This is a genomic window from Pseudomonas sp. M5A4_2d (assembly GCF_053345295.1).
Genome location: NZ_JBKEZW010000002.1, coordinates 405,401 through 428,737 on the forward strand (window position 1 = coordinate 405,401; position 23,337 = coordinate 428,737).

Genomic DNA, 23,337 nt, shown 5'->3' on the forward strand with positions numbered 1-23,337 from the left:
GCACGTTATGCGTCATTTCATCCTCGGCGCCCTCGCGCTGATCCTGCTCGCCGGCTGCGCCACCCCACCGCCACCGGAACCCGGCAGCGCCGCCAGTAAAATCGTGGTGATGGGTAAATTCAAAGGCATCGCCGTCGGTGCCATTCGCGTTGCCCGCGAAAACGGCTTCCTCACGGCCAAGGTGCAACTGAGCAACATCACCAGCAGCAACCAGATGATGTATTACCGCTTCGCCTGGCTGGGCGCCGACGGTTTCCCTGTGGGCGATGAAGAAACCTGGAAAGTGCTGAACCTGTACGCCAACCAGGCGACCTTCCTGCCCGCCATTGCCAATTTGCCCCAGGCCGCGGACTTCCGTCTTGAAGTGAAGACGCCTTGAGTCGCGCCCCTGCTCTTCAACTTAAAAGCATGTTTCAGAGAGATTTCCCCATGTTCGTACGCTTCTCGTTCCTCGCCGTGGTCGCCCTGCTGGCCAGCGGTTGCTCCAACACCTCGCCGGTACTCGGCGGCAAGAACATCAGCTACGGCGACACCAAGGCCGTGGAGTTGGTGACCAACGAGTTCGGTTCCACCGACCTGCAGATGATCGCTGAAAGCATGACCCGCTCTCTGGCGCAGTCCGGCATTCTGCAAGGCCGTCCGGTGGTGCAGGTGTATGACGTGAAGAACAAGACCAGCGAGTACATCGATACCCGCGAGATCACCACGTCGATCAAGACCCAGTTGATGAAAACCGGCACCGCGCGCTTCGCCAGCGACAACACTGAAATGCAAAGCCAGGTCGACCAGCTCAAGCTGCAGAACCAGAGCGGCCTGTACAAAAAATCCACGGTGAGCAAGACCGGCAACATGGTTGCCGCCAAGTACCGCCTGGAAGGCTCCATCAGCTCCATCGTCAAGCGCAGCTCCGACTACAAGGACGTGTTCTACAAATTCAGCCTGCAGCTGATCGACGTCGAGAGCGGCCTGGCCGAATGGATGGACGAGAAAGAAATCCGCAAAACCACGGAGCGCTAAGCAATGCGTGCATGGATCGGCATAATCGGCCTGCTGTGCGCCTTTGGCGCCTCGGCCGCCCCGAAGATCGCGGTAACCGACCTGGCCTACGAGGCGCGGGTCGAGGAGTACATCCACGCGGTGTCGGCCAGCAATAACTTCCAGGCCAGCGCGTATCAGGCCAGCGGTGCGTCGAACTACAGTGAGTACGAGAGCCGTACCAGCTACATCGAACAGACCGAGCTGCGTAAATTCAGCGGTGACATCAAGGGCGAAATCCTCAAGTCGCACCAGTTCCAACTGGTGCAGGGAACGCCCTACACCGCCGACGCCAAGGGCGACGTCTATGACGTGATCAAGCGCATCAAGGCCGGTAACTTCAAGGGTGCTGACTACGTGCTGTTCGGCACACTGTCGGACATCGACTTCACCCAGGACATCAATGCCCTGGACCACACCAACAGCTATTCGGCGGTGCTGGGCCTGACGTTGGTGGCCGACTTCAGCCTGATCAACACCCGCACCTTCGAGATCACCTCGGCATTTACCGCCATGGGTGAAGGCCAGGACACCAAGCTGGTGAACAGCCGCGATGTGCGCGTCAGCCTGAACCGGCCACGTGTCGTGAAGGAAGTCTCGAAAGCCTTGGGTGAGGATGTAGCCAGGCAGTTGGCGGAACAGTTGGGCGGCGGGTATCAAGACCCGGGCAAGCCTGCGTTGCGCAATAACCTGCCAAGGGATGAAGCGCCAAAGATTCTGCGCTGAGCCCCCACTTCAAAGCCAGCACATAACCAATGTGGGAACGGGCTTGCTCGCGAATACAGTGAATCAGCCACTCTTTCTGTTGACTGACATAGCGCATTCGCGAGCAAGCCCGCTCCCACAGTTTTAATCTCGTTTGTTCAGTTACGCCGTTGCGCGATGCAAGCTGGCCAAGAACCCCGCAGCCCCCACGAATAACCCGGCAAACGTGCGGTTCATGCGCTTTTGCTGCTTGGGCGTGCGCAACACACGCAAGACTTTCGACGCCAACCCCGTATAACCCGCCATCACTACCATATCGACGCTGATCATGGTCGCGCCCAGGATCAGGTACTGGATCAGCAAAGGCGCCTGCGGGTTCACGAACTGCGGCAGCACCGCCAGCATGAACACCAGAGCCTTGGGATTGCTGGCGTTGACCAGGAACCCACGGAACATCATCGCCATCGGCTTACCGATCGGGCGTATCGCCGCGTCCTCGCTCATGTCCATGGGCAGGGCACGCCATTGCTTGATGGCCAGGTACACCAGGTACGCCACACCAAACCATTTGATCGCATAGAACGCAGTGGAAGACGCCGCAAGAATGGCACCCAGCCCGCCCGCCACCACGGCAATCTGCATCGCCAGGCCCAGTTGCAGGCCAATGGCATTCCAGTAACCGCGCAGGAAACCGTATTGCAAGCCGCTGGACATCGACGCGATTGCGCCGGCACCGGGGGAAAGGGAAATGATCCAACTGGCCAGGAAAAAGGCCAGCCATGTGTCGAGTGCCATTACACACCTCAGAAGGGAGTTTGCCGTCAGGCCTTAAGCTAACTCCGCCGACCGAAGGCTGGCTATAGATTTTTAAAAGATCTGAGCGCTAGCGGTCGCCCGGGAACACGTGAGTGCCCGGCCAACGCCGCACGGACCGCTGGAAGAACAAGCTGTTAGGCACTTGTACCATCGCGCTGTCGGTACCGGCATCTTCCACTTCGATCAACGTGGTGTAGAGCAGGTTGATCGCCACTACCCGACCCTTCACGCCCGGCTTATCGACGGTGTCCACCAACTCGACGATATCACCGAGGCGGAACGGCCCGACGGTGAAAATCAAGATAGCGCACAGCAGGTTGGACAGTACCGACCACATGGCGAAGAACGCCACAGCGGCAACCGCGACAAACCCTGACAGTGCCGTCCACAACACCGTGGCGGACACGCCCAGGCGGCCCAGCACGAAAATCAACGCACTGCCCATGATCAGCCAGCGAAGGCCGCCGCGCAGAGGCATCAGCAGTTGCGGTGGGAACGGGTAGCGCTCACCCAAACGGGTGAGACCTTTGGCAACAAAACGCTGGGTGAGATAACCAGCCAGCAGAATCAGCAGGATTTGCACGCCGATCCAGGCTGGCTCCACCCACTGCGTCGGTAACGGCAGTTGCAGCGCCTCCATCAGGACAGCGCCTCCAGCTCCGCTTGCAAGCTTTCCAGCAGCTCGAGGGCTTCCATCCAGGTTTCCTCCAACTGCCCTTCACGCACCTTGAGCTTGGCCTGTTCGGCCAGCAGGTCGCGCAGCTCGTCCTTGCGCGCCGCCTCGTAGACGGCGCTGTCGCCCAGGCTGGTTTCGATCTTGGCCAGGCGCTCATGCACCTTGCCAAGCTCGGCTTCCAGCTTGTCGGCCTCACGCTTGTGCGGCGCCAACTGCTGACGCAGTGCAGCGGCAGCCTGGCGCTGGGCTTTTTTGTCGGTTTTGTCCGGGTTGACCGGCGTGTTGCTGACCGGCGAGTTGCGCAGACGGTAATCCGTCAGCCAGCGTGCGTAATCATCCAGGTCACCGTCGAACTCTTCGACTTTGCCGTCAGCCACCAGCAGGAAGTTGTCGGTGGTGCTCTTGAGCAAGTGGCGATCGTGAGACACCACCAGTACCGCGCCACTGAACTCCTGCAGGGCCATGGTCAACGCCAGGCGCATTTCCAGGTCCAGGTGGTTGGTGGGTTCGTCGAGCAACAGCAGGTTCGGTCGGTCCCAGGCGATCAATGCCAGGGCCAGACGCGCCTTTTCGCCACCGGAGAAATTCAATACCGGCTCATCGATGCGCGCGCCACGGAAGTCGAAGCCACCGAGGAAGTCGCGCAGGGTTTGCTCACGCTCGGTCGGCGCCAGACGCTGCAGGTGCAGCAACGGGCTGGCCTTGGAATCGAGGGAGTCCAGTTGATGCTGAGCAAAATAGCCCACCACCAGGTTCTCGCCACGGGTCAGGCGGCCGGCCAGCGGTTGCAGTTCACCCGACAGGTTCTTGATCAGTGTCGACTTGCCGGCGCCATTAGGGCCGAGCAAACCGATACGTGCGCCCGGCGTGAGCTGCAGCTTGACCTTCTCCAGAATGGTTTTGTCGCCATAACCCAGGCGCGCATCCGAAAGGTCCAGCAACGGGCTGGAGATCTTCACCGACTCACGAAATACGAAGTCGAACGGCGAATCGACGTGGGCCGCCGACAGTTCCTCCATTCGCTCCAGGGCCTTGATCCGGCTCTGGGCCTGACGGGCCTTGGTGGCCTGGGCCTTGAACCGGGCGATGTAGCTTTCCATGTGCGCGCGTTGCGCCTGCTGCTTCTCGAAAGCCTGCTGCTGCTGGGCCAGACGCTCGGCACGCGCGCGTTCGAACGCGGTGTAGCCGCCACGGTAGAGGGTGATTTTCTTCTGTTCGACGTGGGCGATGTTGTCGACCACGGCATCGAGGAAATCCCGGTCGTGGGAAATCAGCAGCAAAGTACCTGGGTAGCTCTTGAGGAAATCTTCCAGCCACAGGATCGCATCGAGGTCCAAGTGGTTGGTCGGTTCGTCGAGCAGTAATAAGTCTGACGGGCACATCAGCGCCTGAGCCAGGTTCAGGCGCATGCGCCAACCACCGGAGAAGTCGGCGACCGGGCGGTCCATCTGCTCATTGGTAAAGCCAAGACCGGCAAGCATCTTGCGGGCGCGGGCGTCGGCGGTATAGCCATCGGCACTGTCAAGTTCCGAGTGCAGGCGGGCCTGAGCCGCGCCGTCCTGGGTTTTCTCGGCCTCGGCCAGGTCATGTTGCACCTGGCGCAGGCGCAGGTCGCCATCGAGCACGTAGTCGATCGCAATGCGGTCCAGGGTGTCGATCTCCTGGCGCATATGGGCGATGCGCCAGTCGGCCGGCAGCAAGCAGTCCCCGGAATCCGGGGTCAGCTCACCCAGCAACAGGGCGAACAACGTGGATTTGCCGGCACCGTTGGCACCGATCAGGCCGGCTTTGTGACCGGCGTGCAGGGTCAGCTCGGCGTCTTCGAGAAGACGTTGCGGGCCACGCTGTAATGTTAGGCTTTGAAGTCGGATCATAATGGCGGCGGAGTCTACCAGCTTCGTTGCTCGCTGGCTTGGGTGTGAATATGTGCGCTGACCTGTGGAGCTTTGCCCTCTCGACTTACGCCCGGCCGGGCGTTGAAGCCGCTTGCCTGCGCTTGCAGGATCAAGGCGCGGATGTGTGCCTGTTGCTCTGCGCCGCCTGGCTGGAGCGGCGCGGCGTGGCGCTTGAGCCCGAGCGTATTCAGGCGCTGCAGCAGGTTGCCCTGCCGTGGCAGAAAAATGTGGTCGAACCGTTGCGACAGATGCGCGCGCAATGGCGAGCCATGGCGCAACAGGATTTACCTTTGGCGGCGTTACGCGAGCGGGTCAAAGCCCTGGAGCTGGAAGCCGAACGGGAGTTGTTGGCACGCCTGGAAGTGTTGACGCAGGCATGGCCGACTGAAGAAGGGGATCAACTGGGGTGGCTTGAAGGTCTGGCGGCCGGAACCGCCAACCTTGACCGCGACGCGCTGCAGCAACTGCGCGTCGCGGCCACCGGCACTTAGGAAGCGCTGGTTGGGGTGGTGCTTGGCGCTACCGGTGCAGAAGTGCTGCTGGCCGATGCCGTTGGAGCCGCGGACGCTGCCGGCGTAGCAGACGAAGCTGCCGGGGTAGCAGGCTTGGCCAATGCTGGTTTCGCAGCAGCAGGTTTGGCGGCTGGCTTGGCGGCTGGTTTTGCAGCAGTGGTTTTAGCTACTGGCTTGGCAGCTGGTTTCGCAGCAGCCGGTTTGGCAGCAGGCTTGGCGGCTGGTTTTGCAGCAGCGGGTTTAGCAGCTGGCTTGGCGGCTGGTTTCGCAGCAGCGGTTTTAGCAGCTGGTTTGGCGGCTGGTTTCGCAGCAGCAGTTTTAGCAGCTGGCTTGGCGGCTGGTTTTGCAGCAGCGGTTTTAGCAGCTGGCTTGGCGGCTGGTTTCGCAGCAGCAGTTTTAGCAGCTGGCTTGGCGGCTGGTTTTGCAGCAGCGGTTTTAGCAGCTGGCTTGGCGGCCGGTTTCGCAGCAGCGGTTTTAGCAGCTGGCTTGGCGGCGGGTTTCGCAGCAGCAGTTTTAGCAGCTGGCTTGGCGGCTGGTTTTGCAGCAGCGGTTTTAGCAGCTGGCTTGGCGGCTGGTTTCGCAGCAGCGGTTTTAGCCGCTGGCTTGGCGGCTGGTTTCGCAGCAGCGGTTTTAGCCGCTGGCTTGGCGGCCGGTTTCGCAGCGGCGGTTTTAGCCGCTGGCTTGGCCGCTGTCTTAGCCGAAGCCTTCGACGCAACAGCTTTTGCGGGTGTACGAGCGCCCAGCACTTTGGCCACAGCTTCTTTCACACGACCAACGCCCTGGGCCAGTTTCAGGCTTTCCTGAGCATCGCGTTTGAGTTGAGAAATGTAGGTGCGTGTTTCAGCTTGGCGATCCTTGAGGGCGTCCAGCAAGTCCTCAAGTTCTTTAACAGCGTCTTTGGCTTTGGCTTGTGCCTTGGCCTTGCCGGCAGTAGCGGCGTCTTGCAGTTTGGTGCGGGACTTGTGCAGCTTCTCTTGCGCTTTACCGCGTTGTTTTTCCAGTTTGGCGAGCAGTTTTTCTGCATCAGCCAAGGCTTGGGAACACGCGCTTTCCAGATGTTCGAGCAGGCTGCCCGAAAGTTGTTGGAGTAAGTGCAACGGGGTATTTACAGGCTTCTGTTTGGCCGACATGGTTTACCTCCTGGCTGACGTGGGTGCGGCTCATACTAGCCCTCTGCTCTTACCGCCGCTAGGGCATGTTGACAGTATCGTTTGCCTTGCGTTGCACGGTGAGAAAATTCTTATCGATATAACAAAAAACCACGGCACTTTTTACGCACTCAGGCTGGCATAATCCGTCGCACTTTCGGCGGGAGACTCCCCATGTCGCGTTACCTTTTTTTAGTGCTTGGCTTGGCGATTGGCGTGGCCAATGCGGGTGAGCAATCGCCGTCCAGCAGCACTGCCCAGGACCCGCACGATCTCGCGTACAGCTTGGGCGCAAGCCTCGGCGAGCGCTTGCGCCAGGAAGTCCCCGACCTGCAGATCCAGGCACTGGTTGACGGCCTCAAGCAAGCCTACCAAGGCAAACCACTGGCGCTGGACGATGCACGTATCGAACAGATCCTCGCCCAACACGAAGCACAGAGTGCGGCCGACGCCGAGGTTCCAAAGAGCGAAAAAGCGCTCGCTGCCGAACAGCAATTTTTAACCCAGGAAAAAGCGGCAAGCGGCGTGCGTGAATTGTCGGATGGCATCCTGCTCACCGAGTTGAAGCCTGGCACTGGCAGCAAGCCGTTGGCCAGTGATGAGGTGCAGGTGAAATACACCGGAAAGTTGCCCGACGGGACGGTCTTCGATCAAAGCACACAGCCCCAATGGTTTCGTCTGGACAGCGTGATCAGCGGCTGGAGCAAAGCACTCCAACAGATGCCGACAGGCGCAAAATGGCGCCTGGTGATTCCATCGGCCCAGGCCTATGGCGCCGACGGTGCCGGCGAGTTGATACCGCCATATACACCGCTGGTATTTGAGATCGAGTTGCTCGGTACTCGCCACTGACCCAATAAAAAACGGTGCGCCATGCGCACCGTTTTTTATGTATCACCCAGGATCAAACCTGCGCGACAGACTCTTCCTTATGGGCGTTGTGCAACACTTCGATCAAGCAGTCTTCCAGCTCGAAACGCTCGTGGAGCAGTCCACCCAACTCTTTAAATTTTTCAGCAACACACTCACCGGCATCACACAGGTCGTTAAAGGCCAGCAGCTTTTCGGTGATGACATCGATGCGCGGGTAAATGGTCTCGGCCAGTTCCAGGCCACGCTCATCGTTAAACGCTTTCGCCTCGCCGGTCAGTTGCTCGTAAATCTCGAAATGGCCGGTAGACACATAGTCCACCAGTACACCGCAGAAATCTTGCAGCGACTCGCGATTCTCAGCCAATGCTTCGGGCTTGGCGCCAAGAGCATCAAAGGCCCGAACCAGTTCGTGACGTGCCTTCAACCAGCTGTCGATCAGCTTGTGCACCCCACCCCAGCGTTCCTGAGCATTCTGACAACTTTCCAGCATGGTGATCTCTCTTCCCTATAGGGGGCGCTGCCGCTCTGTGCCCGCGCAACACTTCAAGGATAAAAGCGGCAGCCGGACAAGGCCGCATCTGACAAACGGTTTCAGTAATGCGTGCGGGCCAGATTATGCCCGCATGACTATGGCTTCAAGGTACGCAGGAGAGAAAGTTCATACAAGTGTTTAATCCCATCCTACAAACTGCCATTGGCCTTCAATACCTCGCAAGGTCCAAACGACTGCCCAGTAGCAGCCGAGAAAACTGCATGATGCCCATGGCCAGCATCGCCACGAAGAACAACAAGCTCCACTCCGGCAGGCTCAGGTCGAACAGCGTCCAGTTGAGCTCCACACAATCGACGGTGCCTCTGACCGTCAATTGCAGTGCTTGCCAAAGCGACAGGTTCTCAATCATGTATTGCAGACTGGGCCAGCAATCGCTGGCCTGCTCCAGTGCGGCATTTTGTAGCAGTACCTGGCGCACAGCAGTAATAGCGCCAAGCAACGCACAACCCATGCTGGCCAACCCGTAAAGGTAAGCCGCAGAGCGTCTTGGGCCGTGAATCACGGCAACCAGATTGATCAGGGTAAAGGCGGCCAGAAAGATGCGTTGCACCTGGCAAAGGAAGCAAGGGCGCAACAGCGCGCCGAACTCGAGATAAAAAGACGCACCCAACGTCAGCGCACCCGCCATGAACGCCAGGAGAAAGAAGGAGCGTGAAGGGGCCAAAGACATTGTTATCCGTACCGCAAGAGACAGGTCGTTACGGTAGAGTAAAGGCCTGATCCCTTTCAATACGCGATAGAGCAGACAATTCCGCGAGAGCCTGGGGATATCCCGTCAGAAGCTGGATGACTTCAAGCTGTTAGCGGTAGGAATTTGCTACATCGCGCTTTAGACCCAGCCTTTACACGATAAAGAAGGGTTGGCCCTAAGAAGCTTCCGAGCCAACCCTCGCACTCTTTCCTACTTCAAACCCGCGCGGGCACAGGCAGCGGTGATGCCAGCAACCGGCTGTCCAACAGACCCAGGCCTTCCTGGAACAATTGGTTACTGCGCTCGGTGTCACCCAACTGGGCCAGTAAACGTGCCAGCTCAGCGCAGGCTTCGGGATTTCGCTGTACCTGCAGACTGCTTTCCAAATAGTCCCGCGCCTTGCCCCACAAGCTGTTTTGCAGACAAAGGCGGCCCAGGGTCAGCAGCAGGCTGGCGTCACCCGGATGGTCCTTGAGCCAACCTTCAGCAAACTTCAGCTGTCGGCCTGGGTCGCTGCCGCGCAGCAACCCATAAAGCCGGATCAGATGGCTGTCATAGCCGCGCTTGATGGCGCCGCGCAGCACTTCCTCAGCCTTGGCATCAGCACCCAGCCGACGCAGTTGCTCAGCGTAGGCCAAGACCAGTTGTGGCTCCTGGCGCTGGGCTGAAGTCAGTTGCTCCCAGGCGCGCTCCAAAGATTGCAAGCCCGCTTCACCTTGCTCTTCACGCTGCACGGCAAGGCCAAGGTTCTCGCCCCATGCGCGGCGCTCAAGCTCCGCCAGTTCTGTGGCGGGAAGCACTTTGTCCTTGCGCAGTTCCGGCAACAAGCGAATCACCGATGGCCAATCGCCTCGCTGCTGATGCAAGCGCTGCAACTGGCGCAAGACCTGTGCGTTATGGGGATGACGTTCGTACATCGCCTGCAAGGTCACCAGAGCCCCTTCCGTATCGCCGCGATCCATCTGCAACTGCGCGTGGCTCAAGGCGACAGCAAGTTCCGCCTGTGGCTGGCGCTCCATGGCGCGCTCCAGCAAACCGTCGGACTCTTCATAACGGCCCTGCTCATTGGCGGCACGTGCAGCCCCAAGGTAATACAGCAAGGGCTGGCGCTCGGCTTCGGCGGCACGGTGCAGGTGGCGCTCGGCGCTGGCCCAGCGGCCCTCGGCGAGGTCCAACTGACCTTGCTCAATCGCAATCTGTATGCGGCGGCTGCGGTTACGTCGCGACCAAGGGTTGACTACGCCACCGGAGGTGGTGAGCAGGCTCAGCAGCACACGAACCAGGTAGATCGCCAGGACGACGGCAAACACTGCCACCAGCGTGGCCCACAGGCTCGACTCGTAATGCAGCAGATGAGGATAGGTAATCAGCACGTAGCCGGTGTGTTTCGAAATACCCACGCCCAGTGCCAAGGCAATCGCAATCGCCAGTACCAGGATCACATAGAAACGCTTCATCGGCTCTACTCCTGGGTGGCCGGCGTGCCCGCCGCCGCCTTGGCTTCACCGGCGGACAGGTGGCGGCGCTCAAGATAAGCCTGCACGGCAGCCAGGCTGGCGGCCAGGTCCGGGGGCACCACGGAGACGGCCTTGGGCTCGAGCTCGGCAATACGTGCCAGCATCGCTTTGCTCTGCGGGTTGTCCTGGTTGAAGTTGTCCTGCAGCACGCTGCGGGCTTCACCCAAGGAGCGGCTGTACACCGCCGTTTCACCGTTGAGCGCTGCCCATTGTGCCTGCTCCAGGGCCAGGCTCAGTGCCAGGCGTACCTGGTTCAAACCTTGACCGGCCAGCAACGGACGAATGTTGTCATCCGGGTTGAAGTCGATGCGGAAGTAGCGAGATATCTGCTCCCACCACTGGTGCAGGCGGCTTTCCGTGTCGGTCGTCGGGCGCCCCTCGGAAGAGGGCTCGGTGAGTTGATATTCAGGGGCGATAGCCGCCAGTTGCACGACCTGGTCACGCAAGGCTGCCAGTTGCAGGTAAAGCCCGGTGCGGTCAGGTTGTTCAGTGCTGCGCAAGGCGGTAAGGCTTTTGGCCAATTGCTCACGGGCGGCGTAGGCGCCTGGATCGCTCTGCTCGCGGAGAATTTCGTCAGCGCCCTGGACCAGCGATTGAGCACTGTTGATGTCCTGCAGGGCAGACAGGCGCAAGCTGGCCAGACGGATCAAGTGCTCGGCTTCGGCCAGGCGCCAGTCCTGGCGGCTGGCACCCAGCACGGTTTCCAGACGCTGGCTCAAGCGCTGCTGATCACCCTGCAACTGGGCGACGAGGCGGCGGCGCTCCTCCAGCTCATCGGCTGCTGGCAATTGTGCCAGGCGTGCAGCCAGTTGCTGCTGACTCTGCTTGAGTGATTGGGATTGGTCATCGAGGGTCTGCACCTGGCCCAGCTGTTGCTGGCTGCTGGCTTGCAGGGCACGGACCTGCCAAATCCCCCAACCGCCGGCGGCAACACCTGCGGCACCGAGCAACAGGGCCACAATAGCCAGGCCATTGCCACGGCGTGGCGCGGTGGCCGGTGCAACCTGCGCATCAAGTGCTGGCTGGGCTTCATCTTTAGGCAAGGCTGTTTCGCTCACGTATCCGTCCTTTGCGTATCAGAGAGTGGGCGCCGCATGCCTCACGAGGCAGCGCTGCGCAACGCCACTAACAAAGCCGCGGCACTCGCGCCGCGACAATCCACAACTTTTTCTGCGCCGGCGGCCCGCGCCATTTCATAAACGCGCGGGCTGGGCACGAACAACGGCAGCTGCGCCACCTTCGGCCAATCGAGGCCGGCCAGGGCTTGCAGGTGCAAAAAACCCTGCCCACTGCTGACCACCAGGCCGTTCAAGCGTTCCAACTGGATGCGCTGCGTCAACACCCCGGCCTCGTAGGCCGGAAGGAAGCGGCGATACAACTCCAGATAATCGACACTAGCACCTTGCTCACGCAAACGCTCAGCCAGCAGCTCTCGCCCACCCTCGCCACGCAGGATCAGCACTTGGGCACCGGGCTGTGCGATAGCCTCGCGCAAGGCGGGCAATTCAAGCAAGGCCTCGCTGTCATCCCCGGTATGCGGATAGTGAACGCTGAGTCCGTGATCGGCCAGTACCTGCGCGGTGGCAGCCCCGACGCTGAACCACGGCAACTGCGGCCAAGGCTGATTCAACTGCTGTACAGCAAGGCGTGCGGCCGGCTTGCTGACCACAATCACCGCGCAATAACGGCCGAGGTCACGCAACACAGACTGTTGTTCAGGCGTCACGGGCAAGGCTTCGATGTCCAGCAAAGGCAGGCTGCTGCTGAAAATACCGGCTTCGGACAGCGATGCCGCCAGGGCAGCCGACTCTTCGGCAGGCCGCGTCAGCAGCACACGCCAGCCAGTCACTGCGGGCCGGCCTCGCCGTAGACTTTTTGCAGAATGGCGCCGGCGCCCTTGCCCAGCAGCTCTTCAGCGACCTGGATACCCAAGACAGTCGCGTCACGCTGTGGCCCGCGCACCTCGGCGGTGAGCAGGTGGCCGCCTTCAGGATCCCCTACCAGGCCACGCAGCCAAAGGTTTTCACCCTCAAGCACGGCGTAGCAGGCAATCGGCACCTGGCAGCCACCGTTGAGGTGCTTGTTCAGCGCGCGCTCGGCGGTGACACGCACTTCGGTGTCAGGGTGGTCCAGGGGTTTGAGCAAGGCGTGAATTCCAGTGTCGGCGGTGCGACATTCGATGCCCACAGCACCCTGCCCGCCTGCAGGCAAGCTGTCTTCGACGCTGATGGCCGAGGTGATACGGTCTTCGAAACCGAGGCGGATCAATCCAGCCGCCGCGAGGATGATCGCGTCATAGTCACCGGCATCCAGCTTGGCCAGGCGCGTGTTGACGTTGCCGCGCAGGAAACGGATCTGCAGATCCGGGCGACGAGTCAGCAACTGCGCCTGACGACGCAGGCTGGAGGTGCCGACGACGCTGCCCAGTGGCAACTCATCCAACGACGCGTAGGTGTTGGAAACGAAGGCATCGCGCGGGTCTTCACGTTCGCAGATGCAATACAGGCCGAGGCCTTCAGGGAAGTCCATCGGCACGTCTTTCATCGAATGCACGGCGATGTCGGCTTCGTTTTCCAGCAGTGCGGTTTCCAGCTCTTTGACGAACAAGCCCTTGCCGCCGATCTTCGACAGTGGCGAGTCGAGCAGCTTGTCGCCGCGACTGACCATGGGCACCAGGGACACTTTGAGGCCCGGGTGGGCCTGTTCAAGGCGTGCTTTGACGTATTCGGCCTGCCACAAGGCCAAGGCGCTTTTACGGGTGGCGATGCGGATTTCGCGAGAGGACATGGATCAATCCGTACTGAATAGATACGGCAGATAATAACAGCTCAGGCAAACACGCTTTGATTTGAATCAGCAAGTGCGGGGCCTCCCTGGCCGCATCGCACCGGGATAAGGAGGGCAGACCTCGCCAAAGCCCTTGGGCTAAAGCTGCTGCATCATCTTGCGCACACCGGCGACATGACGTCGGCTGACGATCAAGGCATCGCCATTGAGCCCTTTCAGGAACAGCTGAAAATGCCCCAGTGGCGTGCGTTGCAAACGTTCTATTCGCTCGCGGGCCACCAGCGCGTTGCGGTGAATGCGCACGAAGCGGTCGCCAAACTCATCCTCCAACGCCTTGAGCGGCTCATCGAGCAATACTTCGCCCGTCTCGTGGCGCAGGGTCACGTACTTGTGATCAGCGATAAAGTAGACCACCTGGCCCAGAGGAATCAGCTCGATGCCTTTGCGGGTTCGCGCGCTGATATGGCTGCGAGGCCCATTGCCACTCTGGGCAGCCGGCTGGGTCAGCGCAGCCAGTTGAAGGCGGTTTGGGCGCTCGGCCTTTTTCAGGGCCTTGAGCAACGCTTCGCCGGTTACCGGCTTGGCGAGAAAACTGACACCGCTGGCTTCCAGCGTTTCCGTAGAAAACTCTTCCTGGGCTGCACATAACACCACGGCCGGCGGCGATTCTCGCTCACTCAGGCGGGCGGCGACTTGCAGGCCATCGAGGCCCGGCAAGCGGATATCGAGCAGCACCACGTCAGGCTTGAGGCTGTCGATCAGCGTCAACGCCTCCTCACCACTGGTGGCGCTCGGTTCAAGGACTTTATAACCCTCGAGCTCATTGACCAAACGGCTCAGTCGCTCGCGGGCTTGGGGTTCGTCATCAACGATCAGGACATTCATATTGCGCTGGATTCCTGCGTGAGTCTCGCACAAGGATAGCGTAGACAGGTGCGGTGACTTGCGTCACAGCGATCCACGCTAAGACTAGCGCGAGCGGCAAAAAGTGCCCCGAGAGCGGCACCCAAATTTACCCGGACCTGTTCAGTTGCGCCCAAAACCTGCTGCCTCTGGGCATCGCCGTAGGGTTTGCTGATACACAATCCGAATACCCCCCTTTTTTAATGGATAGTCTGGGCTATGACCACATCACCCGACTTTGGTGCATTCATGCTCTATCAGTGCAACTGTAGACGCTTGCTGAGACGATATTGTTCGATCGTCAAATATCGTTTCAATTAACGCCTCCCTCCAGTCTCGTCCCGGATGCGTTCGGCGGCAAGGCACTTAGCCATCCTTCGTACAAATAAAAATGCCGACCACCCGCAGCACCGCCTCCACGGGCAACCCTGTTATTATCGGCGGCACACCTCCACGCCTCTTTTAAGCAGATCACGAGCGAATCCATGAGCACCGACAAGACCAACCAGTCCTGGGGCGGCCGCTTCAGTGAACCCGTCGACGCCTTCGTCGCCCGCTTCACCGCCTCCGTCACCTTCGACCAGCGCCTGTACCGCCACGACATCATGGGCTCGATCGCCCACGCCACGATGCTGGCCAAGGTCGGCGTGCTGACCGACGCCGAGCGCGACAGCATCATCGACGGCCTGACTACCATTCGCGGTGAGATCGAGGCCGGCACATTCGACTGGCGCGTCGACCTGGAAGACGTGCACATGAATATCGAGGCCCGCCTCACCGATCGTATCGGTGTGACCGGCAAAAAACTGCACACCGGTCGCAGCCGTAACGACCAGGTGGCCACCGATATTCGCCTGTGGCTGCGCGACGAAATCGACCTGATCCTGGCCGAAATCACGCGCCTGCAAAAAGGTTTGCTGGAGCAGGCCGAGCGTGAGTCGGACACCATCATGCCCGGCTTCACCCACCTGCAAACCGCACAGCCAGTGACCTTCGGCCACCACCTGCTGGCCTGGTTCGAAATGCTCAGCCGCGACTACGAGCGCCTGGTGGATTGCCGTAAACGCGCCAACCGCATGCCATTGGGCAGCGCCGCGCTGGCGGGCACCACTTACCCGATCGACCGCGAGTACACCGCTCAACTGCTGGGTTTTGACGCCGTGGGCGGCAACTCCCTGGACGGCGTATCGGACCGCGACTTCGCCATCGAATTCTGCGCTGCCGCCAGCATCGCGATGATGCACCTGTCGCGTTTCTCCGAAGAGCTGGTGCTGTGGACCAGCGCGCAATTCCAATTCATCGACCTGCCGGATCGCTTCTGCACGGGCAGCTCGATCATGCCGCAAAAGAAAAACCCCGACGTGCCGGAGTTGGTGCGCGGCAAGAGCGGCCGTGTGTTCGGCGCACTGATGGGCTTGCTGACCCTGATGAAGGGCCAGCCGCTGGCCTACAACAAGGACAATCAGGAAGACAAAGAGCCGCTGTTCGACGCTGCCGACACCTTGCGCGACTCGCTGCGTGCGTTTGCCGACATGATCCCCGCAATCAAGCCCAAGCACGCGATCATGCGTGAGGCGGCCTTGCGCGGTTTCTCTACTGCGACCGACCTGGCGGATTACCTGGTGCGCCGCGGCCTGCCGTTCCGGGACTGCCACGAAATCGTCGGCCATGCCGTCAAATACGGTGTGGACACCGGCAAGGACCTGGCGGAAATGAGCCTGGAAGAGCTGCGTCGTTTCAGCGACCAGATCGAGCAAGACGTGTTTGCGGTGCTGACCCTGGAAGGCTCGGTGAATGCCCGTAACCACGTAGGCGGCACTGCACCGGCGCAGGTCAAGGCAGCCGTAGCGCGCGGCCAGGAACTGCTGGCCAGCCGCTAAAAGCTTCACGAGCAAGCCCGCTTCCACTATTGACCGAGTTCCACCTCTGGGATGCAGTCGAATGTGGGAGCGGGCTTGCTCGCGAAGGCGTCACCGCAGGCGCCAACTCGCTATTTCTTCGCCGCAATCATCGCCATAAACGCCGGCATCGCCGCTTCTCTGTCCGCCGCCACCTTCTGCGCGTTGGGCATGGCATGCAATCGCTCCAGCAGCGCTTTGGCCGCCGGCAACTCAGCCAGCAAATCCAGGCCAAACAGCTTCTCGCCCACGCCACAGGCGAGATTCACGCTGTACATGAAATACAGATCGGCAATCGTAAATCTCTCCCCCGCCACGTATGGCGCGAACTTACCGTGTCGACCTAAAGAAGCGATCCCCAACAGCAACTCGGCCTTGGTTTTTTCCTTGATCGCATCCGGCACCTGCATACCGAAGAACGCCTCGGCGAAACACGCGCGCGCGGGCAGCTCGATATACAGCTCGATTTCCCTGCAGAACGCCAGCACTTGGGCGCGTTGAAACGGGTCGGCCGGCAGCAACGAACGGCCCTCCTGGGTCTGCTCGATGTATTCGAGGATCACGCTGGTTTCGTTGATAAACCCCTGTTTCACGCCAAGAATCGGCACTTTGCCACGGGGGCTGACGGCAAGCGCCTCGGGCGTCTGGCTCGGGTAAAACGGTACTTCTTCAACCGGCAGGCCCTTCTCCATCAGCGCCAGCTTGACCATGTTGTAGTAGTTACTGACCGAAAATCCGTAAAGCTTGAGCATTGCGAATGCCTCCAGGCCGGGTGTGGGGTTGGCTGCAGAAGTTATAGAACGTCGCGCCCGACCTGACCAGCAGCATCACCTGCTTGAATGGAGGTAGACTGGCGCCCTTTCCTTGAGGAGCCTGCCATGAGCGAGCCGACCGATATCGACAGCGACGAAGAAGAGTTCACCGAGAGCACACTGGTCCAAGCCATCGAAAACCAGATCGAAAGCGACAATCCGCCTGCCGCCAAAGCCACTTTGAATAAGCTCACGCTGGTGGGTTACGAACGCGAAGAGATTCTGAACCTCATGGCTCACGTATTGGCCGTGGAAATCGACAATATGTTGGACGAAGACCGCGCATTCAATACCGAATGGTACGAAACAGCGCTGCGGGCGCTGCCGGAATTGCCACCGGAAAACGATTGAATCGAGCACCTTGGTGGCGAAGCAGCAGGCTTGCTCACCACAAAGGTGCGCCATATCAAGACCCACGACTTTCTCACTGGACAGCCCGGCAAAGTGCGTTCACCTTATGCCCTGCTAGCCTCTAATAAATTCTTAGAAAGTCTGGAGTCCTTATGTCGTATACCCCTGAGTTGGTTGCCGAACTGGAAATCCTTGCACTCTTCAACCTGGGCAGCTCCCAGGAAGGTCTAAAAGTCCACCAGACCGCCGCACCCTCCGCCATCGCCGCCGCCAAACGCCTGTTCGAGAAAAAACTGATCGACCAGCCGGACGGGGGCTACCTGACCAGCCTTGGCCGGGACGCTGCCGAGCAGGCCCAAACCCTGTTGACCATTCTGACCACTGCCTCGACCAAAGAAGCCGCCTGATACCTGTTACCGCCCATGGAGTCCGCCCTTTGCGGATTCCGAGGGCGCTGCTGTCCAGCGCTCAAAATTCTGACGTCAAAAACAATTTCCCTCTAAAACTCCTACGCTACTGGCTGTAAACTCCTACACGGCCGCCCATGTCGGGCCCTGCGAGCCACCGAGTTCTACATGACCCGCACCCATGAGATCCGCCCCGACCTGGACGAAGGCATCGACCGCAAGGTGCTGGCTCAACTGCGCGCGCGCTTCATGGCCCTCAATGAAGGCCGAATGGCCCGGGCCGTCGAGGGGCTGACGCCACGCCAACAAAGCGTGCTGACCCTGCTGCCGCTGTTTTTTCACGTCAATCATCCGCTGCTGCCCGGTTATGTCTCGGGCAGCACGCCGGCCGGGCTGTCGAACTTCGAACCTGACGCCCAAGCGCTCGCCGAAGCCCAGCGCCTGACCCGCTCGTTCTCTTACAAGGCACGCCACGGCAACCCGCCGCGGCCGATCCACGGCCTGTTTCTGATGGGCAGCCTCGGCACCCTGGCTCAGGCAGACCAAAGCGATATGGACGTGTGGGTATGCCACGCGCCCGACCTGGGCGAAAACGAGCTGGCTGAGCTGCGCAAAAAGTGCCAGTTGCTGGAAGCTTGGGCCTTGACCATGGGGGCAGAGGCGCATTTTTTCCTGATCGAGCCGACGCGCTTTGTGCTGGGTGAACGCGACACGCAACTGAGCTCCGATGATTGCGGCACCACTCAGCATTACCTGCTGCTGGATGAGTTCTACCGCACCGCCATCTGGCTCGCCGGGCGCACACCCATCTGGTGGCTGGTGCCGGTCTACGAAGAACGTCGCTACGCCGAGTTCACTCACGCACTGATTTCCAAGCGCTTTATCCGCGCCGATGAAACCCTCGACCTCGGTCACCTGGCCCACATCCCCCCCGGCGAATTCATTGGCGCCGGGCTGTGGCAACTGTTCAAAGGCATCGAGTCGCCCTACAAATCGGTGCTCAAGTTACTGCTGACCGAGGTTTACGCCAACGAACACCCGAACGTGCATTGCCTGAGCCTGCGCTTCAAACGCTCGGTATTCGCCAATCAGATGGATCTGGATGAGTTGGACCCGTATATCGTGGTCTACCGCCGCATCGAGGAACACCTCAAGGTGCGTAACGAGCCCGAACGCCTGGAGTTGGTAAGACGCGCGCTGTACCTGAAGGTCAACCGCAAGCTCAGCGCCGGCCAACGCAGCACCAGTTGGCAGCGCCTATTAATGGAACGCCTGTCCCATGAATGGGGTTGGGACCAACGCCAACTGGCTCTGCTGGACAGTCGCAGCCAGTGGAAAGTGCGCCAGGTCGCCTCCGAACGCCGTGCGCTGGTCAATGAGCTGAATTACAGCTACCGCTTTCTCACCCAGTTCGCTCGTACCGAGCAGACCGTCAGCCTGATTAACAAGCGCGACCTCAATGTGCTGGGCCGGCGCTTGTATGCGGCGTTTGAGCGCAAGGCCGGCAAGGTCGAGTTCATCAACCCCGGCATCGCGCCGGACCTGGCCGAAGATACCCTGACACTGGTGCAATCGCCCAACCGCAAGGAGCCCGGCCAGCACCACTGGGGCCTGTACAACGGCAACCTTACGGCACTGGAATGGGAGCACTTTGCGCCGATCAAGCGCAGCCGCGACCTGCTGGAAATGCTCACCTGGTGCCACCGCAACGGCGTGATCGACAGCAGCACGCGCCTGGCGTTGCACCCGGGCGTCAGTGACATGACCGAATTCGAGCTGTTCAACCTGTTGGGCAGCCTGCAACAGACCATCGCCCTGCCGTTGACCAGCGTCGATGAAGATCGCCTGCTGCGCTCGGCCGTGCCGGAAGACGTGTTGTTGCTGATCAACGTCGGCGTTGACCCGCTCAAGCATCATCGCGATCTGAATATCCTGATGACCACCGAGCGTACCGACTCCTTGAGCTATGCCGGCGTGCGCGACAACCTGGTGCTGACCCTGGATCAGGTGACGCTCAACAGTTGGAACGAGGTGATGGTCAGCCGCTATGACGGCCCCCACGCGTTGCTCGACTGCTTGCGTGACTACCTCAACCAACTGCCGCCGGACCATTTGCCACGGCTGCGGGTGCGCTGCTTCTGTCACAACCGTGCGCAGTTCATTGCCCAGCGCGTGGAAGAAATCTTCGATACGGCGCAGAGCCTGCTGCTGGGTCAGTCCAATCACCGCTACCTCCTGCAAGTGCAGCAGCACTATCACGTGATGGAGCTGACCCCGGGCCAGGCCACCCATGTGTCGCTGCCGACTCAGGACGCGCTGATCGCGTACCTCAGCGAAGAACTGGCCAGCTACAGCCCGCTGCACCTGGACGCCATGGCCCTGGAAGACCACGACCTGGCGCTGCTGTTGCCCATGGGCCAGGCCAATTGTGTACAGGTGTTCTACCGCGTCAATGAAGGCTTCGCCGAGCTGTATGTGCTGGATGAGTTCAACGCGCTGTGGCAGCAGCGCCTGCCGTTTCATGACGAACAAAGCCTGCTGGCGCCGTTGCAGCGCTTTCTGCAATCGATCATCTACCGCCGTGAAGCGCTATCGCCGCTGGATACGCAACAGACGCTGGGTGAAGTGCAAACTCTGTATTACCAACTGTTGCCGTCCGGCAGCAATCGCGCCCGCAGCATCGAGCCGCGGCCAGCCCCTCAAAACCCGGCCAATAAGCCGTTTTATGACGTGCAGGCGATTATCGGCAAAGCGGCGCACGGCCAGGTGGGTATCACCCTGTACTGCAATCAGCGGGAGTTTTGCGAACTGGAGTTTGGCGACCAGTTGTTTGCGGTGGTCGCCCAGCAAATCGTCGGGCAGCGTCGGGAGACCGAGCGCTACCGCTGCTACATCACCGACCTGGACCTGTCGGGCCTGCTCGGTGATGTGCAAAGCCCGAGCAACTTGTATCTGCGCTACAAGGCCGAGCTGGAGCTGTCGCTCAACAAGGCGTTGAACCAGGTTTAGAGAGGGAACGCGCCGCCATCTTTGGGCTGGCCTTCAACGCTGAGCAATTCAAGCTTGAGGGTCTTGCCACCGGGTGCTGGCCAGTCGATGTGCTGACCGACCTGCAGGCCCAGCAAGGCGCTGCCGACCGGAGCCAGAATCGAAATCTTGCCTTCGTCGGCATTCGCATCCTTGGGATAAACCAAGGTCAGGTGACGCTCCTTGCCACTGCTTTCTTCACGGCAATGGACACGGGAGTTCATAGTCACGACGTCTCCCGACACTTCATCGTGGCCGACTGTTTCTGCGCGGTCGAGTTCGGCTTGCAACGCTTCGACGCCGGGAAACTCATCGCCCAAGCGGTCGATCAGTTGCTCCAGACGCTGCACGTCAAGACGGGTGAGGATGATGGAAGGTGCGGTGGTCATGATTCAGGCAGACTCCTTTTTTCTGCACAAAAAAGCAAAACCCCGCCAGGAAAAGGCGGGGTTCTCACGGACCTCGATGATTTGAGGTGTAGCCGGACACTACCACAGCGTCACAAATAAACAAGACGGCCTCAAGCGCGCTCCCGGCGCTGCTCGGCCTCGGCACAGATCACGCGGCGCCGTGCGTCGTCGGCAGAGCGCCATTCACGGATGTCTTCCACATGGCGGAAGCAGCCGAGGCAGACTTTTTGCTCGTCCAGGCGACACAAACTGATACAAGGTGACGGCACCGCCGGGCTGACATTGCTGAACAGCGGCTTGGGCGGGCGTACAGGTGCAGGCTGGGTCACGATCAAATCTCGTCGAAGTCCAAGTCGGCGCCGGACTGTTCTTTCGTGAGGCGAGCAAGCATTTCGCTCAGCAGCTCGTCAGTGGTGTCGTGCGCCCAGCGATTTTCCTCTTCATCGTAGTCGAAGTGAAAACCACCCGAACGGGCTGCCAGCCACAACTGGCGCAGCGGTTCCTGGCGACTGAAGATCAGTTGGGTGCCGTTTTCAAACTTGACGGTCAGCACGCCGGCCGAGTTTTCCAGGTCCACGTCCAGGCCGCTGTCGTCGAAAATATCTTCCAGCGCCTGCTGGGTCGAATCCACCAGGTCGTGAAAACGGGCTTCGGTCAAACTCATTGTGGCAACCTCAAAAGTGTCTGGTTTTGCTCAAGCGCCGCACGATACGGGCGAGCCCCGCTGATTGCAAAGGATACCGAGTTCATTACCGATGACAGTATGAAATATCCGCGACCATCGTAGCCTGCTTCCCAACTATCTCGGCAAACCCCCGCCGGACGGGTATTCCGGCGCATAGGCAAGCTGGCGGGTGGTCGGTATACTCGGGCGCAATTAATGCATATTCAAGGATTTCGCCATGAAGCGCCTGATCTCTTCCCTTGCTGCGCTCGTCGCGGTCGCTTGCCTCGTTAGTGCCTGTGGTCAAAAAGGTCCGCTGTACCTGCCCGATGACAGCAAAGACCCAAATGACCAGGCGCAAACGTCGCAGTCCAAAGCGCACAAGCACGACACCTATTAAGGGAAACTCATGGACGCTTTTAACTACCGGGACGGCGAGCTGTTCGCGGAAGGCGTGGCGCTGTCCGCGATTGCCGAGCGCTTTGGCACCCCGACCTATGTGTACTCCCGTGCGCACATCGAAGCCCAATACCGTAGCTTTACCGACGCTCTGGAAGGCACGCCGAGCCTGGTGTGCTACGCCGTCAAGGCCAACTCCAACCTGGGTGTACTGAATGTCCTGGCGCGCTTGGGCGCTGGTTTCGACATCGTCTCCCGTGGTGAGCTGGAACGGGTACTGGCTGCCGGTGGCACGCCGGACAAGATCGTGTTTTCCGGCGTTGGCAAGAGCCGCGAAGACATGCGCCGCGCCCTGGAAGTCGGCGTGCATTGCTTCAACGTCGAGTCCACCGACGAGCTGGAGCGCCTGCAGGTCGTCGCTGCCGAGATGGGCGTTCGCGCGCCGATCTCCCTGCGCGTCAACCCGGACGTCGATGCCGGCACCCACCCGTACATTTCCACCGGTCTCAAAGAGAACAAGTTCGGCATCGCCATTGCCGACGCCGAGGACGTGTACATCCGTGCCGCGCAGTTGCCGAACCTGGAAGTGCTGGGCGTCGACTGCCATATCGGCTCGCAACTGACCACCTTGCCACCGTTCCTGGACGCCCTCGACCGCCTGCTGGCGCTGACCGAGCGCCTTGGCGAGTGCGGCATCTACCTGCAACACATCGACCTCGGTGGTGGTGTAGGCGTGCGTTATCGCGATGAAGAGCCACCACAGATCGCCGACTACATCCAGGCCGTCCGCGAGCGCACCGAAGGCCGCGGCCTGACCCTGATGTTCGAGCCGGGCCGTTATATCGTCGCCAATGCCAGCGTACTGCTGACCCAGGTCGAATACCTCAAGCACACCGAGTACAAGGATTTCGCCATCGTCGACGCGGCGATGAACGACCTTATTCGCCCGGCGCTCTATCAGGCCTGGATGGATGTAACTGCGGTCAAGCCACGTACTGGCGAAGGTCGCAACTACGACATCGTCGGCCCGATCTGCGAGACCGGCGACTTCCTGGCCAAGGATCGTCAACTGGCCCTGGAAGAAGGCGACCTGCTGGCTGTGCATTCGGCCGGTGCCTACGGGTTTGTCATGAGCTCCAACTACAACACTCGCGGCCGTGCCGCCGAGGTGCTGGTGGACGGTGATCAAGCGTTTGAAGTGCGTCGCCGCGAGACGGTAGCCGAGTTGTATGCTGGCGAAAGCCTGCTGCCGGAGTAA

Annotated in this window: 26 protein-coding genes; 11 read left to right on the top strand and 15 right to left on the bottom strand. The window is 60.3% G+C overall.

The features are described 5' to 3' along the window. Positions 1–7: 7 nt before the first annotated feature. From ACLBW8_RS08855 to ACLBW8_RS08865, 3 genes are read left to right on the top strand one after another with little or no spacing between them, the layout of a single operon-like run. A complete protein-coding gene (locus ACLBW8_RS08855; protein ID WP_003214024.1) occupies positions 8–379 on the top strand; it encodes a YcfL family protein in 372 nt (123 codons plus the stop codon). A gap of 50 nt (positions 380–429) precedes the next feature. After that, positions 430–1,017, top strand: a complete 588-nt coding sequence (gene lpoB, locus ACLBW8_RS08860) for a penicillin-binding protein activator LpoB (protein ID WP_064454673.1) — start codon at positions 430–432, stop codon at positions 1,015–1,017. A 3-nt stretch (positions 1,018–1,020) separates the two neighbouring features. Next, complete coding sequence (locus ACLBW8_RS08865) at positions 1,021–1,761, top strand: penicillin-binding protein activator LpoB (protein ID WP_447805183.1); 741 nt, start codon at positions 1,021–1,023, stop codon at positions 1,759–1,761. A 141-nt stretch (positions 1,762–1,902) separates the two neighbouring features. Here the strand turns inward: ACLBW8_RS08865 and ACLBW8_RS08870 are convergent, their stop codons facing one another. The 3 genes from ACLBW8_RS08870 to ACLBW8_RS08880 form a co-directional block, all read right to left on the bottom strand. After that, positions 1,903–2,535 carry a LysE family transporter gene (locus ACLBW8_RS08870; RefSeq protein WP_447805184.1) on the bottom strand — a complete coding sequence of 211 codons (633 nt, stop codon included), beginning with the start codon at positions 2,533–2,535 and terminating at the stop codon, positions 1,903–1,905. Between the two features lie 88 nt (positions 2,536–2,623). Continuing rightward, positions 2,624–3,196 (bottom strand): mechanosensitive ion channel family protein, encoded by a 573-nt coding sequence (locus tag ACLBW8_RS08875; RefSeq protein ID WP_064454675.1) that lies wholly within the window; start codon positions 3,194–3,196, stop codon positions 2,624–2,626. Next, positions 3,196–5,106: an ATP-binding cassette domain-containing protein gene (locus tag ACLBW8_RS08880; RefSeq protein ID WP_064454676.1), complete on the bottom strand. Its 1,911-nt coding sequence runs from the start codon at positions 5,104–5,106 to the stop codon at positions 3,196–3,198. Before ACLBW8_RS08880 ends, ACLBW8_RS08875 begins: the two co-directional genes overlap by 1 nt. A gap of 50 nt (positions 5,107–5,156) precedes the next feature. Here ACLBW8_RS08880 and ACLBW8_RS08885 point away from each other — a divergent pair, with 50 nt between their 5' ends. Next, positions 5,157–5,618: a TIGR02444 family protein gene (locus ACLBW8_RS08885; RefSeq protein WP_064454677.1), complete on the top strand. Its 462-nt coding sequence runs from the start codon at positions 5,157–5,159 to the stop codon at positions 5,616–5,618. On the opposite strand, the gene ACLBW8_RS08890 is transcribed toward ACLBW8_RS08885, so the two are convergent. Continuing rightward, positions 5,615–6,769, bottom strand: a complete 1,155-nt coding sequence (locus tag ACLBW8_RS08890) for an AlgP family protein (protein ID WP_447805185.1) — start codon at positions 6,767–6,769, stop codon at positions 5,615–5,617. The genes ACLBW8_RS08885 and ACLBW8_RS08890 overlap by 4 nt on opposite strands. A gap of 192 nt (positions 6,770–6,961) precedes the next feature. Here ACLBW8_RS08890 and ACLBW8_RS08895 point away from each other — a divergent pair, with 192 nt between their 5' ends. After that, on the top strand, positions 6,962–7,639 hold the full coding sequence (locus tag ACLBW8_RS08895) for an FKBP-type peptidyl-prolyl cis-trans isomerase (RefSeq protein WP_447805186.1): 678 nt from the start codon (positions 6,962–6,964) through the stop codon (positions 7,637–7,639). A gap of 52 nt (positions 7,640–7,691) precedes the next feature. Here the strand turns inward: ACLBW8_RS08895 and ACLBW8_RS08900 are convergent, their stop codons facing one another. The 7 genes from ACLBW8_RS08900 to ACLBW8_RS08930 form a co-directional block, all read right to left on the bottom strand. Further along, positions 7,692–8,150 carry an Rsd/AlgQ family anti-sigma factor gene (locus ACLBW8_RS08900; RefSeq protein ID WP_064454680.1) on the bottom strand — a complete coding sequence of 153 codons (459 nt, stop codon included), beginning with the start codon at positions 8,148–8,150 and terminating at the stop codon, positions 7,692–7,694. Between the two features lie 211 nt (positions 8,151–8,361). Further along, complete coding sequence (locus tag ACLBW8_RS08905) at positions 8,362–8,883, bottom strand: disulfide bond formation protein B (protein WP_064454681.1); 522 nt, start codon at positions 8,881–8,883, stop codon at positions 8,362–8,364. Positions 8,884–9,119: 236 nt separating this feature from the next. Continuing rightward, entirely contained in the window at positions 9,120–10,361 is a 1,242-nt protein-coding gene (locus ACLBW8_RS08910; protein WP_447805187.1) for a heme biosynthesis HemY N-terminal domain-containing protein, read from the bottom strand. 5 nt (positions 10,362–10,366) lie between these two features. Further along, positions 10,367–11,479, bottom strand: coding sequence for a uroporphyrinogen-III C-methyltransferase (locus ACLBW8_RS08915; protein WP_447805188.1), 1,113 nt, complete (start codon positions 11,477–11,479; stop codon positions 10,367–10,369). Between the two features lie 41 nt (positions 11,480–11,520). Continuing rightward, positions 11,521–12,270 carry a uroporphyrinogen-III synthase gene (locus ACLBW8_RS08920; protein WP_447805189.1) on the bottom strand — a complete coding sequence of 250 codons (750 nt, stop codon included), beginning with the start codon at positions 12,268–12,270 and terminating at the stop codon, positions 11,521–11,523. Next, positions 12,267–13,208 (bottom strand): hydroxymethylbilane synthase, encoded by a 942-nt coding sequence (gene hemC / locus ACLBW8_RS08925; RefSeq protein ID WP_447805190.1) that lies wholly within the window; start codon positions 13,206–13,208, stop codon positions 12,267–12,269. The genes ACLBW8_RS08920 and hemC overlap by 4 nt, the downstream gene beginning before the upstream one ends. Positions 13,209–13,346: 138 nt before the next feature. Beyond that, positions 13,347–14,093 (bottom strand): LytR/AlgR family response regulator transcription factor, encoded by a 747-nt coding sequence (locus tag ACLBW8_RS08930; RefSeq protein WP_064454686.1) that lies wholly within the window; start codon positions 14,091–14,093, stop codon positions 13,347–13,349. Positions 14,094–14,596: 503 nt separating this feature from the next. On the opposite strand from ACLBW8_RS08930, the gene argH reads away from it, so the two are divergent. Continuing rightward, the gene (gene argH, locus ACLBW8_RS08935; RefSeq protein WP_407016376.1) at positions 14,597–15,991 is read left to right on the top strand and encodes an argininosuccinate lyase; all 1,395 of its coding nucleotides are present in this window, start codon (positions 14,597–14,599) and stop codon (positions 15,989–15,991) included. Positions 15,992–16,101: 110 nt separating this feature from the next. On the opposite strand, the gene ACLBW8_RS08940 is transcribed toward argH, so the two are convergent. Further along, complete coding sequence (locus tag ACLBW8_RS08940; protein ID WP_447805191.1) at positions 16,102–16,761, bottom strand: glutathione S-transferase family protein; 660 nt, start codon at positions 16,759–16,761, stop codon at positions 16,102–16,104. A gap of 126 nt (positions 16,762–16,887) precedes the next feature. On the opposite strand from ACLBW8_RS08940, the gene ACLBW8_RS08945 reads away from it, so the two are divergent. The 3 genes from ACLBW8_RS08945 (at position 16,888) to ACLBW8_RS08955 (ending at position 20,588) form a co-directional block, all read left to right on the top strand. Next, positions 16,888–17,172: a hypothetical protein gene (locus ACLBW8_RS08945; RefSeq protein WP_447805192.1), complete on the top strand. Its 285-nt coding sequence runs from the start codon at positions 16,888–16,890 to the stop codon at positions 17,170–17,172. 152 nt (positions 17,173–17,324) lie between these two features. Then, the gene (locus ACLBW8_RS08950) at positions 17,325–17,579 is read left to right on the top strand and encodes a TIGR02647 family protein (RefSeq protein WP_053258624.1); all 255 of its coding nucleotides are present in this window, start codon (positions 17,325–17,327) and stop codon (positions 17,577–17,579) included. Between the two features lie 168 nt (positions 17,580–17,747). Continuing rightward, complete coding sequence (locus tag ACLBW8_RS08955) at positions 17,748–20,588, top strand: class I adenylate cyclase (protein WP_447805193.1); 2,841 nt, start codon at positions 17,748–17,750, stop codon at positions 20,586–20,588. Here ACLBW8_RS08955 and rnk read toward each other — a convergent pair. The 3 genes from rnk to cyaY all read right to left on the bottom strand — a co-directional run bounded on the left by rnk (position 20,585) and on the right by cyaY (position 21,680). Continuing rightward, complete coding sequence (gene rnk, locus ACLBW8_RS08960) at positions 20,585–20,995, bottom strand: nucleoside diphosphate kinase regulator (protein ID WP_053258626.1); 411 nt, start codon at positions 20,993–20,995, stop codon at positions 20,585–20,587. The genes ACLBW8_RS08955 and rnk overlap by 4 nt on opposite strands. Positions 20,996–21,126: 131 nt before the next feature. Continuing rightward, the gene (locus ACLBW8_RS08965) at positions 21,127–21,345 is read right to left on the bottom strand and encodes a DUF1289 domain-containing protein (protein ID WP_064455025.1); all 219 of its coding nucleotides are present in this window, start codon (positions 21,343–21,345) and stop codon (positions 21,127–21,129) included. A 2-nt stretch (positions 21,346–21,347) separates the two neighbouring features. After that, complete coding sequence (cyaY, locus tag ACLBW8_RS08970) at positions 21,348–21,680, bottom strand: iron donor protein CyaY (protein WP_064454691.1); 333 nt, start codon at positions 21,678–21,680, stop codon at positions 21,348–21,350. 238 nt (positions 21,681–21,918) lie between these two features. Here cyaY and lptM point away from each other — a divergent pair, with 238 nt between their 5' ends. Next, a complete protein-coding gene (gene lptM, locus ACLBW8_RS08975) occupies positions 21,919–22,080 on the top strand; it encodes an LPS translocon maturation chaperone LptM (protein ID WP_074851643.1) in 162 nt (53 codons plus the stop codon). A 9-nt stretch (positions 22,081–22,089) separates the two neighbouring features. Continuing rightward, a complete protein-coding gene (gene lysA / locus ACLBW8_RS08980; RefSeq protein WP_064454692.1) occupies positions 22,090–23,337 on the top strand; it encodes a diaminopimelate decarboxylase in 1,248 nt (415 codons plus the stop codon).